The organism is Streptomyces sp. BRA346 (assembly GCF_052851135.1).
The window spans coordinates 156,392-168,421 of record NZ_JAIWIH010000021.1; the positions used below are offsets into that span (position 1 = coordinate 156,392).

Annotated in this window: 9 protein-coding genes; 8 read left to right on the forward strand and 1 reads right to left on the reverse strand. The window is 71.9% G+C overall.

Annotated features, from left to right (window positions below):
* Positions 1-11 precede the first annotated feature (11 nt).
* Entirely contained in the window at positions 12-1,316 is a 1,305-nt protein-coding gene (locus LCH29_RS24230) for a beta-ketoacyl synthase N-terminal-like domain-containing protein (protein ID WP_446463838.1), read from the reverse strand.
* 336 nt (positions 1,317-1,652) lie between these two features.
* Between LCH29_RS24230 and LCH29_RS24235 the strand changes: the two genes are divergently transcribed.
* The 8 genes from LCH29_RS24235 (at position 1,653) to LCH29_RS24270 (ending at position 11,998) form a co-directional block, all read left to right on the forward strand.
* The gene (locus tag LCH29_RS24235) at positions 1,653-2,165 is read left to right on the forward strand and encodes an Lrp/AsnC family transcriptional regulator (RefSeq protein WP_446463839.1); all 513 of its coding nucleotides are present in this window, start codon (positions 1,653-1,655) and stop codon (positions 2,163-2,165) included.
* A gap of 118 nt (positions 2,166-2,283) precedes the next feature.
* Positions 2,284-3,093, forward strand: a complete 810-nt coding sequence (ddaH, locus tag LCH29_RS24240; protein ID WP_446463840.1) for a dimethylargininase — start codon at positions 2,284-2,286, stop codon at positions 3,091-3,093.
* Positions 3,093-4,337 carry an ornithine--oxo-acid transaminase gene (gene rocD, locus LCH29_RS24245; protein WP_446463841.1) on the forward strand — a complete coding sequence of 415 codons (1,245 nt, stop codon included), beginning with the start codon at positions 3,093-3,095 and terminating at the stop codon, positions 4,335-4,337. The genes ddaH and rocD overlap by 1 nt, the downstream gene beginning before the upstream one ends.
* A gap of 340 nt (positions 4,338-4,677) precedes the next feature.
* Complete coding sequence (locus LCH29_RS24250) at positions 4,678-5,292, forward strand: hypothetical protein (protein WP_446463842.1); 615 nt, start codon at positions 4,678-4,680, stop codon at positions 5,290-5,292.
* Positions 5,280-7,499, forward strand: coding sequence for an aminodeoxychorismate synthase component I (gene pabB, locus LCH29_RS24255; protein ID WP_446463843.1), 2,220 nt, complete (start codon positions 5,280-5,282; stop codon positions 7,497-7,499). Before LCH29_RS24250 ends, pabB begins: the two co-directional genes overlap by 13 nt.
* 113 nt (positions 7,500-7,612) lie before the next feature.
* Complete coding sequence (locus tag LCH29_RS24260) at positions 7,613-9,112, forward strand: AMP-binding protein (RefSeq protein WP_446463913.1); 1,500 nt, start codon at positions 7,613-7,615, stop codon at positions 9,110-9,112.
* A gap of 74 nt (positions 9,113-9,186) precedes the next feature.
* Positions 9,187-10,782 carry a class I adenylate-forming enzyme family protein gene (locus LCH29_RS24265; RefSeq protein WP_446463844.1) on the forward strand — a complete coding sequence of 532 codons (1,596 nt, stop codon included), beginning with the start codon at positions 9,187-9,189 and terminating at the stop codon, positions 10,780-10,782.
* On the forward strand, positions 10,775-11,998 hold the full coding sequence (locus LCH29_RS24270; RefSeq protein WP_446463845.1) for an FAD-dependent oxidoreductase: 1,224 nt from the start codon (positions 10,775-10,777) through the stop codon (positions 11,996-11,998). The genes LCH29_RS24265 and LCH29_RS24270 overlap by 8 nt, the downstream gene beginning before the upstream one ends.
* The last annotated feature ends 32 nt before the right edge of the window (positions 11,999-12,030 follow it).

A 12,030-nucleotide genomic window follows, 5' to 3' on the forward strand; every position in this document is an offset into this window, starting at 1 on the left:
CAGGGTCGGACTTACATGGCGTCCGGGCTGCCCAGAAGGATCGCGTGCTTCACGCCGCCGATCTGGTAGTTGAAGCTCAGCGCGTAGTCGAAGTCGAGGGGACGGGTGCGGGTGCCGGGGACCGGGTCGAAGGGCAGGCCGTCGGCGGGTTCCTCGCAGTTGGTGGTGGGGCACACCTCGCCCTGTTCCATCATCATCAGGGTCAGGGCGGCGCCGACGCAGCCGATGGGCGATCCGTGGTGGCCGAAGCACGCCTCCTGGGTGGTCACCAGGACGGAGCTGTCCGGTCCGTACAGCTCCCGGATGGCGTTGACCTCCAGGGCGGTGACGGCGGCGCCGCCGTCGCAGGCGCCGTTGACGTACGGGATCTGCTCGATCCGCCACCGGTCGCCGAGGCAGGCGCGGACGGCCCGGACGAGCTGTGCGCCGCCCGCGTCGGTGGCGAGGGGGTTGTCGAGGCCGTCGCGGGTCATGGCGGTGGCGAGCACCTGGCCGTAGAGGTGTGCGCCGCGGCGCAGTGCGTGTTCCCGGCTCTCCAGGATCACGGTGGCGGATCCCTCGCCGTGGTTGATGCAGTCGGCGCGCCGGTCGTAGGGGCGCATGAGGGAGTCGAACGAGGCGAGGAGGTCCGGCATGGCGGCGGCGTCCATCGCCTCGTGGGCGCGCTGGGCGCCCACTTGCACCTGCTGGCCGTGCTGGATCAGGGCGAGGTCGAAGACGTCGACCCCGGTCACGGCGGCCATCTCGACCTCGCCGGTGGCGATCATCCGGCGGGCGTTGCCGATCTGCACGGCGGCGGACGAGCAGCCGCAGGTCACCGTGAAGCAGGGGCCGGTGGAGCGGGCCGCCGCGGCCTGGACGACCGCGACGTCGGAGGGGGTGGCTCCGAGTGCGGCGGCGACGAACATCTCCACGCCGTCCAGCGCGGTGGCCTCGTCGGACTGGGTGTTCAGCAGCGAGAGGTACACGCCCACGTTGGCGTCCACTCCGCCGCGGCCGACGAGCAGGGCCGCCTCGCTCAGATCCTCGGCCTGGAGGTCGAGTTCGGCGTCGGCGCAGGCCTCCACCAGGGACACCAGGCCGAAGCGGTGGGCGTCGGTGTAGTGGCGGGAGAAGAACTCGGGGATTTCGGGGAGCCGTTCGCCGAAATGTTCTGGGGTGAGGTTGACCGCGCCGTAGGCGATGTCGCGCCGGACGAGGGCGGAGCGGCCGTGGGAGGCCATATCCCACACCTGACCCGCCGTGAATACCGGCTCGGCGTCGCCCGGGAGGCAGAAACCCAGACCCGTGACCACGACGTCCCGGGGTCTTTTCACGGCGCTCTCCTGAAGCTGATAATAGTTGTCATGACGACCACCTGATCATCGCTCGGAAACGATTTATGGAATAGACGACGTTACGCCGCGGTAAGGACCGCCGGAAGGTTGTGCCGTATCACCGAGGCGGATAGAGAAGGTACGTTGCCCGGATTCGCACGCCCGGCGCCCGGGCCACACCACCGCTCCGCTATCGGACCCCGCATTCCCGCGCACGCCCCCTCTTGCAGAAACTTCCTGAAAACCGGGGAAACCGCCGGGAAACACGGCGGTTTGCGGGCATCTCATCGGTACGTCATTTCGACTGTTCATCACCGGCCGCCGAAAGGACCCCCCATGGCGAACCAGTCCGCACCGTTCGACGACCTGGACCGCAAGATCGTCGCGGCTCTGGTGGCGAACGCCAGGGCGAGCTTCGCGGAGATCGGCGCCGCGATCGGGCTGTCGGCGTCCGCGGTCAAGCGGCGGGTCGACCGGATGCGGGAGAACGACGTGATCACCGGCTTCACCACGACCGTGCGCCCGGCCACCCTGGGCTGGCGGACCGAGGCGTACGTGGAGGTCTACTGCGACAGCGCGGCCCCGCCGCGGCGGCTGGCCGAGGTGGTGCGCAGCTACCCGGAGATCACCGCCGCCATGACGGTGACCGGGGGCGCCGATGCCCTGCTGCACGTCATGGCCAGGGATGTGGAGCACTTCGAGGAGGTGCTGGAGCGCATCCGGACCGAGCCCTTCATCCGGAAGACGATCAGCTACATGGTGCTGTCGCATCTGATCGCGGGCAGCGCCGAGGCCGGTGCCAGCCCCTCCGCACCGCCGGGGGCACTGGACGCAATGAACGATCGCTGAACCCGGGAGAGACGCAACATCACTGCACCAATGCGCAATTTTCCTTTCTTGTGTCCCCTCTCGCCCGCTTTCTACCGTTGAATCATTCCCCGGCCCGCGGAAGCGAGAGGACTGCTCCGTGCCCCAGACCCGTGTGCCGCGCCCCCGGCGCTATCTGACCTGTCCCCCCAGATTCTTCGACGTCCGGTACGCCATCAATCCCTGGATGCGCGAGGACACCGTGGTCGACACCGCGCTCGCCCAGGCCCAGTGGGAGACGCTGATCCGCACCTACCGCGACCACGGCCACCATGTGGAGACCGTCGAGCCGGTGCCGGGCCTGCCGGACATGGTGTTCGCGGCGAATTCCGCCCTGGTCCTGGAGGGCCGGGTCTTCGGCTCCCGGTTCCACGCGCCCCAGCGGCGGCCGGAGCAGCTCGCCTACACCTCCTGGTTCAAGGCGGCCGGATTCGAGGTCCACCCGCCGGAGGCGGTGTGCGAGGGCGAGGGCGACCTCGTGCCCGCGGGGCGGTTCGTCCTGGCCGGTACGGGGTTCCGTACGACGCGCGCCGCCCACCAGGAGGTGCAGGAGTTCTTCGGGGTGCCGGTGATCAGCCTGCTCCTGGTGGACCCGTACTTCTACCACCTGGACACCGCCCTGTTCACGCTCGACGACGAGAACATCGCCTACTACCCGGGGGCGTTCTCCCCCGGCAGCCGTGAGGTCCTGGAGCGCCTCTTCCCGGAGGCACTGATCGCCACCCGGGACGACGCCATGGCCTTCGGGCTCAACTCCGTCTCCGACGGCCGCCATGTGTTCGTCGCCCCGCGCGCGACCGGCCTCATCGACCAGCTCACCGACCGCGGTTACGTCCCCGTCCCCGTCGACCTGTCCGAGCTGCACAAGGCCGGCGGGGGCATCAAGTGCTGCACTCAGGAGATCCGCTGATGACCGCACCCGCACGCACCGCCCAGGACACCGGCGCCCGCCCCGCACGCTCCTCGGAGGAGCTGATCCGCGCCGAGGACTCCTCGCTCGCCCACAACTACCACCCGCTGCCCGTGGTCGTGTCCCGCGCCGAGGGCGTCTGGGTGTGGGACGTCGAGGGCCGCCGCTACCTCGACATGCTGGCCGGCTACTCGGCCCTCAACTTCGGCCACCGCCACCCGGCGCTCGTCGAGGCCGCCCACCGCCAGCTCGATCAGCTCACCCTCACCTCGCGCGCCTTCCACAACGACCGGCTCGCCGGATTCGCCGAGGGCCTCGCGCGGCTCACCGGCCTGGAGATGGTCCTGCCGATGAACACCGGCGCCGAGGCGGTGGAGAGCGGCATCAAGCTGGCCCGCAAATGGGCGTACGAGGTCAAGGGCGTCGCCCCGGACCAGGCGACGATCGTGGTGGCCGACGGCAACTTCCACGGCCGTACGACGACGATCGTGGGCTTCTCCAGCGACCCCGTGGCCCGCGAGGGGTTCGGCCCGTTCGCCCCGGGCTTCCGCGTCGTGCCGTACAACGACCTCGCCGCGCTGGAGGCGGCGGTCGACGAGACCACGGCCGCCGTGCTGATCGAGCCCATCCAGGGCGAGGCGGGGGTGTTGATCCCGGACGACGGCTATCTGCGCGGGGTGCGCGACCTCACCCGGCGGGCCGGGGCGCTGTTCATCGCCGACGAGATCCAGTCCGGTCTGGGCCGCACCGGCACCACCCTCGCGGTCGACCACGAGTCGGTCCGGCCGGATGTGCTGCTGCTCGGCAAGGCGCTGGGCGGCGGCATCGTGCCGGTCTCCGCCGTGGTCGCCGACCGCGCGGTGATGGGCGTGCTGCGCCCCGGTGAGCACGGCTCCACCTTCGGCGGCAACCCGCTGGCCGCGGCCGTCGGCTCGGCCGTGGTGGACCTGCTGAGCACCGGGGAATTCCAGCGCCGCGCCGCCGAGTTGGGCCGGGTGCTGGACGCCGGGCTGAGCGCGCTGCACGGCCGGGGCGTGGCCGGGCACCGCTGCCGCGGCCTGTGGGCGGGGGTCGACGTGGACCCCGCGCTGGGGACCGGGCGCGAGATCGGCGAACGGCTCATGCGCGAGGGCGTCCTGGTCAAGGACACCCACGGTTCGACGATCCGGCTGGCCCCGCCGCTGACCATCACCCGCGAGGAACTCGAGGCGTCGCTGGCGTCACTGGAGAAGGTTCTCGGCTGACCGAAGCGGGCCCCGCACAGCCCCAAACAGACCCGACGGCGACTTTGAGCGCCGGGCCGCATTACGTTCCATACGGCCCGGCGCTTCGTCATGTTCAACGTGCCTCCGAGAATCTTTTTCGGGGGCCGGAACAAGCCTCCGAACCGTAGATAACGCGCAGGTCACGGCCCTCTTATCGGGTTTTTATGTACGTTGTTGAGCATTCGACTGTTGCGGATCTCCCGATGTGGAACACTTCCTGTCAACTCGCTGGGAAGACCTGGCGGAGAGCATGAGTCCTTGCAGGTCAGCATGGTTGAGAAGGCGAGCGTGCAGGGTGCGGGAAGGAGTTGCGGCTGGAGTGGACAAGGAGCCGGTCACGGTGACGGCCGCATACCGGGTGGACCCCGGCCGCGAAACCGAGTTCTACGCCTGGGCGATTGAGATGCTCAATGCCGCGGCAAGCCTTCCGGGATACCTCGGGGGCGGCGTCATGGGCTCCGGTCAGGCGTCCTCGGAGTGGCATGTCATCTACCGATTCGACAGGGAAGTATCCGCACAGGAATGGGAATCCTCGCTCGAGCGCGCCCGGTTGGCGACTCGGGCCGGACCCTTCGTACAAGAAAAGGGAACGCAGCGCACCTCAGGGCTACAGAACTGGTTGAAGGGTCCGGTGCGGCCGCTGCCGCCGCCCCCCAAATGGAAACTCTGGCTGGTGAACCTGGGCGCCGTGTTCCCTCCGGTCCTCGTGTTCAACGTGCTGGTGATCCCGTTCCTCGAGGGCACCAATTTCCTGCTGCGGACCCTGGCTCTGTGTCTTGGCGTGACCGCGATGGTGACCTGGCTCGTCATGCCACGCCTACAGCGGGTCCTCAAGAAGTGGCTCTACCCGCCGCTTCAGTCGATCCGAGGACGTCACAGGCGCATGGCGGTGGACGGCCCGAAGCAAGGAGGCAAATCCGGATGGAATCGCTGAGGACGCTCCTCGTCGATAATTACGACTCGTACACGTACAACCTCTTCCATCTGCTCACCGAGGTCAACGGTGAGGAACCGGAGGTGCTTCTCAACGACGCGCCCGAATGCGCGGACATCGACCTCTCCGAGTTCGACAACATCGTGGTCTCCCCCGGCTCCGGACATCCGGCCGACGCCCGTGACTTCGCCGGTGCCGCCCGGCTCATCGAGCGGGCCACGATCCCGGTGCTGGGCGTGTGCCTGGGCCTCCAGGGCATCGCGCTCGGCGCCCAGGCGCGGGTGGTGCCCGCCCCCGAGCCGCGGCACGGTCACCTCTCCCGGATCAAGCACGGCGGGAAGGGCATCTTCCGCGGCCTCCCCCAGGACTTCACCGCCGTCCGCTACCACTCGCTGTGCGTGGCCGAGCCGCTGCCGCTCGGGCTCCAGGGCATAGCCTGGTCCGAGGACGGCGTGCTGATGGCGCTGCGCCACCGGGCCCGCCCGCTGTGGGGTGTGCAGTTCCACCCGGAGTCGGTGCTCACCGGATACGGCCACCGGATGTTCAGCAACTTCCGCGATCTGACGATCGAGCACGCCAACGGCGAATCCGTGACGTCCACCGCCGCCCCCGGCGAACCCCGCAAGCCCCGCGCCCCGCGCCCGAAGAAGCCGGTGGCGGCGAGGGCCCCGGCCGCGGGCGGCGCGAAGGCCCGCGCCTACCGGCTGCACGCCCGCTGGCTGGCCGACGCGACCGACACCGAGGCGGCCTTCACCCGGCTGTACGCGGACGCGCCGCGCGCCTTCTGGCTGGACAGCTCGCGGACCCAGTCCGGCGAGGCGCGCTTCTCCTTCCTCGGCGACGGGCAGGGGCCGCTGGCCGAGTTCGTGTCGTACGACACCGCCACCAAGGTGTGCGAGATCGAGCGGCCCGGGCAGCCCGCCACCACCTACGAAGGCAGCGTCTTCGACTACCTCAAGGGGGAGCTGGCCGCCAGGAAGGTCCACGCCCCGGACCTGCCCTTCGACTTCACCGGCGGCTACGTGGGCTATTTCGGCTACGAGATGAAGGCCGACTGCGGCGCCCCCGGCCGCCACGAGGCCGCCACCCCGGACGCCTGCTGGCTGTTCGCCGACCGCTTCGTCGCGGTCGACCACCAGGAGGGCGTCACCTACATCTGCTGCCTCAGCGAGGACACCCCCGACGGCCACCGCGACGCCAAGGAGTGGCTGGACGCGACCGTGACCGTGCTCAGCGGAGTGCCCGCGCAGAACGACCCACTGCCCCCGCCGCCCCCGCTCACCACCACCGCCGCCGTCGAACCGTGGCTGGTCCGGGACCGGGAGAAGTACCTGGCCTCGATCGAGGCGAGCCTGCGCGAGCTGCGGGCCGGGGTGAGTTACGAGGTCTGCCTCACCAACTCCGCGTGGCTGCCCGCCCCCAGCGACTCGTACACCTTCTACCGGACGCTGCGCCGCTGCAACCCGGCCCCGTACGCCGCCTATCTGCGGTTCGGCGACACCGACGTGGCGTGCGCCTCGCCCGAGCGCTTCCTGCGCGTCACCCCGGACGGCATCGCCGAGGCCAAGCCGATCAAGGGCACGGCGCCGCGCTCCGGCGACCCCGACAAGGACGCGCGGGCGCTGGCCGCCCTCGCCACCAGCGCCAAGCCCCGGGCCGAGAACCTGATGATCGTGGACCTGCTCCGCAACGACCTGGGGCGGGTGTGCAAGCCGGGCAGCGTGTACGTCCCGCGGCTGATGAACACCGAGTCGTACGCCACCGTGCACCAGTTGGTGTCCACCGTGCGCGGCCGGCTGCGCCAGGACACCAGCACCGTGGACTGCGTACGGGCCTGCTTCCCCGGCGGCTCGATGACCGGCGCCCCCAAGCTGCGCACCATGGAGATCATCGACGCGCTGGAGACCGAGGCCCGCGGCGTGTACTCGGGCGCCCTCGGCTTCCTCAGCTGCAACGGCGCGGCCGACCTCAGCATCGTGATCCGCACCGCGGTGTTCACCGGCGGCCGGATGCACATCGGCGCGGGCGGCGCGATCATCCTCGACTCCGATCCGGCCGAGGAGTACGAGGAGATGCTGCTGAAGACCGCGGCGACGATGCGCGCCTACGACGCCTCGGCACGGCGGCCCGCCGGTGAGCTGGACGACCTGCTGGTGGCAGCGGCCCCGTCGCTGCCGGACTCCCCCGCGAAGGAGCTGGAACGGTGACCGCTCTCACGGATCTCTCGGAACTCTCCGGTCTCTCGGATTCCGCCCTCGTCGACCCGGTCCTCGCCCGCTCCGGGCTCGCGTTATCCGGCCCGTCGGTCTTCGTCCCGTCGGTGTCCGCCAACGTGGCCGCGCATCTGGCGGCGCTCGCCGACCGGTGCGGCTGGTCGGCCCGGCCCGCCTTCCTGGAGGCGCACCGGATCTGGACCCACGGCGAGGTCCACGACCGTGCCGCGCGCGCCGCCACCGTGCTGGCGGGGCACGGGGTGGGTGCCGGGGACCGGGTGCTCATGGCACTGCCCGACGGCATCATGTGGGTGGCCACGTTCCTGGGCGTGGCCCGGCTGGGGGCGACGGCGGTGCTGGTCAACCCCGGGCTCACCGCCGACGACCACCGCTTCATGACGGAGGACTCGCAGGCCGCGCTGTGTGTCTCGGGGCCCGACCTCGAGGGCCACTTCGACACCGCGCGCTGGCTCGGCGCGGACCAGCTGTCGGCGCTGACGAACCCGGACGCCGTCGACGCCGCGGAGGCGGCGCGGGAGGCCGAGCCGGTGACGGCCGACGCCCCGCTCTACGTCCAGTACACCTCGGGGACCACCGGCCGCCCGAAGGCGGTGACCCACACCCACGGCCATGTGGCCGCGTACTACGACCTGGTGGGCCGGGACGTGCTGGACATCGGCCCGGACGACGTGACGTTCTCGGTGTCCAAGCTGTTCTACGCCTACGGGTTCGGGAACGCCTTCGTCTTCCCGCTGTTCTCCGGGTCGTCCGCGGTGCTGAGCGCGCAGCGTCCCGGCCCCGGCCTCACCGACGACCTGGTGGCCCGGCACCGGGTGACCCTGCTGTACTCGGTGCCGTCCGCGTACGCCGCCCTGGTGGACGAGCGCGGCACCGGCCACACCCCCTGCTTCGCCTCGGTGCGCGCCGCGGTCAGCGCGGGCGAGAGCCTGCCCCGGGGCCTGGGGAGGCGGGTCGCCGAGATGCTGGGCGCCCCGGTGCTGGAGCAGATCGGCTCCACCGAGGCGGGCCACGCCTTCTGCGCGAACACCGTCTGGGAGAACGCCCCCGGCACCCTGGGACGCCCGGTGCCGCGCTTCGAACTGGAGCTGCGGGACGGCAAGGGCAGGGTGGTGGAGGCCGCCCCCGACGAGGCCGTCGAGGGCGAGCTGTGGGTGCGCGGGCCGACGGTGGCCGCCACCGGCCCGGCGGACGACGGCTGGCTCGCCACCCGGGACCGGGCCCGGCGCAACCCGGACGGCACGTACCAGCACCTGGGCCGGGTCGACGACCTGGAGATGGTCGGCGGGATCACCGTGTCCCCGCTGGAGGTCGAGGAGGTGCTGCGGGACCACCCGGCCGTACGGGAGGTGGCGGTGGCCGCCGTCCCCGACAGCCGCGGTTCGACCCGGCTGCGCGCCTTCGTGGTGCCGGCCGCGGCCGGGGGCCGGACGGTCGACGAGCGGGCCCTGTCGGACGACCTGATCGCGCTGGCCCGGAAGCGGCTCGCCGCGTTCAAGGCGCCGCGCACGGTGCGGGTGGTGTCGTCCCTGCCCCGGACGCAGACCGGCAAGCTGCGGCGCCACGTCGTACGGACGGGCGCCTGGTGACCGGCCCGCGCCCCGCCCGCCGTGCCGCCCCCGCGCGCACCCTCGTGAACGATTCCGAACGGTAGGTACTGCATATGTTGGAGCGGCTACTCCCCGAGCGCGGGTTCTACCTCGGGCTGATGTTCCAGGAGGCCGCGGCACGCCACGGCAGGGTCCGGGTGACGCTCGACCGGCCGCTGGACGTGGCACCGGACGCCGGTACGGACCTCGGGTACACCGATCTGGCGGATCTGGTCGACGACGTGGCCGCCCGGCTGTGGTCGGCGGGGGTGCGGCCGAGCGAGCACGTGGCGATCCACAAGCGCGACAACGTCGACACCGTGCTGCTGGCCTGCGCCGTCTCCCGGATCGGCGCGGTGCCCGCACTGCTGTCGCCCTCGCTGGACGGCGGGGTGGCCGCGGTGCTGCTGGACCGGCTGCACGCGCCCTGGCTGATCACCGACCGGGCCACGCTGGAATCCACCCTGAGCGGTCTGGACACCGGGCTCGCCCGTGGCGTGCTCACGGTGGACGAGGCGCCCGGGCACGCCCACGCGGTCCCGCTCGCCGAGTACGCCGGGGTGCCGCGCCGCGCGCCCATCCGGCTCCACCCCCGCGAACCCTCGCTCATCACGCACAGCTCCGGCACCACCGGCATCCCCAAGCTGGCGGTGCACTGCGCGCACACCATGTGGAACCGGCTCGTGCCGCAGCAGGCGCTGGGGCGGGCCACCCGCGGCGAGTCCGCCGCGCTGCACATGTCGTTCGTGCACTCCCGCTTCTACCATCTGCTGGGCGTGCTGCTGCACTTCGGCAGCCCGCTGCTGCTGCTCCTGGACCCCGACCCGGCCCATGCGGGCCCCCTGCTGGCCAAGTACCGGCCCGGCATCGTGGAGACCCACCCCAACACCTTCGTGCTGTGGGAGGACCTGGCCGAGGCGCCCGGGATGCCGCTGGCCAACGTACGGGCGTACGGCTCCACCTTCGACGCCATCCATCCGCGCACCGTGCAGCGGCTGCTCGGCGCGTCCCGGCGCCGCGACCCGCGGCTGGTGCAGCTGTACGGGCAGAGCGAGACCGGGCCGATCGCCTTCGGCTGGTACACCCGGCGCGGCGCGGACCGGGTGCAGGGGCGGCGGGTGGGCACCGGCATCCCCGGGTTCACCCGGATCCGGGTGGTGGACGAGCGGGGCCGGACGTGTCCGCCGGGCAAGCCGGGGGCCATCGAGGCCCGTACCCGCGGCCGGATCCTCACCTATCTCGGTGCCGCCGACCAGTACGCCCAGCAGGTGGACCGCGGCTGGTGGCGGATGGGCGACATGGGGTACCGCGACCGCTGGGGCGCGCTGTACCTGCTGGACCGCGAGGTCGACCAGCACGCCACGGTCGACTCCAATCTGGAGGTCGAGGACGAGCTGCTGTCCCGGGTCGCCGAACTCCGCGAGGTGATCATCGTTCACGGGCCCAGCCTGGAGCCGGTGCCGGTGGTGTGCACCCGCGGGGACGAGCCCCTGGACGCCGACCGCTGGCGGCTGGCCACCTCGGACCTGCCGCCGCTGGCCGAGCCGGTGCAGTGCCGCTTCGAGGACCTGCCCCGCACGAGCACCTGGAAGATCAAGCGGCTGGAGATCAGCCGGCTGCTGGCCGAGGGCGAACTGCCCACGCTGTCCACCGCCCGGGCCCATGGCTGACCCGGCGGCGGGCGAAGGCCCGGTCCTCGTGGTGGGCGCGGGGCCGGTCGGGATGACGGCGGCGCTCGCGCTGCGCGCCCGCGGGCTGGCGGTCACCGTGCTGGAGTCGGGGGCGAAGGACCGGGTGCGGCCCGGCAGCCGCGCGCTGTTCGTGCACCGGCAGTCGCTGCGGCTGCTGGAGCGGGCCCGCCCCGGGCTCGGGCAGCGCGTCGCGGCGTACGGCACGACCTGGCGGACCCGGCGCACCCTCTACCGCGGGCGCCAGGTGTTCGCGCAGACCTTCCCCGACTCCTCGGGCACGAGTGAGCTGCCCGCCTTCGCGAGCCTGCGCCAGGTGGACACCGAGCGGTTCCTGTACGAGGCGTGCCTGGAGGCGGGCGTGGACTTCCGCTTCGACGCCGAGGTGACCGGCGTCGAGGCCACCGGCACCGGGGTGACGGTGACCGCGGCGGACGGCGACGGCTGGACGGCCGGTCATGTGATCGCCGCCGACGGGGCCCGCTCCGGGGTGCGCGAGGCGCTGGGCATCCCGCTGGAGGGCACCCGTTCCGAGGGCTATCACGTGGTGGTGGACGTGGCGGATCCGGCGGGCGGGGAGTTGTCGGCCGAGCGGGTCTTCCACTACGAGCACCCCGCCGCCGGCGGCCGCACCGTCCTGCGGGTGCCGTTCACCGGCGGCTTCCAGATCGACCTCCAGTGCCGGGCCGACGACCCGCCGGGTACGTACGACACCGAGCAGGCGGTGCGCCGCTGGCTGCCCCGGCTGGTGGGCGCGGACTGCGCGCACCATGTGCTGTGGATGTCCCGGTACCACTTCCTGCGCAAGGTCGCCGCGTCGTTCACCGATCCGACCGGCCGGGTGCTGCTGGCGGGCGAGGCGGCTCATCTGTTCCCGCCGTTCGGCGCGCGCGGGATGAACAGCGGGATCGCGGACGCGGTCTCGGCGGCCGACGCCATATCGGTGGCATGCTCCGACCCGTCGAGGGCACCCGTGGCCATCGGCGAGTTCGCTTCCACCCGCCGCCGTGCCGCGCTGTTCAACAGCGTGGCCGCGGGGGCGGCCCTGGACCATATGCGGCCGCGCCGCTGGGGGCGGATGACCCAGCGGGCGGCGGCCACGCTGGCCCCGGTGGTCCCCCGGTGCGGTGCGTGGCTTGAGCACGCCCCGTACGGCCCCCGCAACGGCCCGATGGCCGATGCGGCGCGGAAGTACTGACGGTGGAGGTGAACGAAGGCGTGAACACGGAC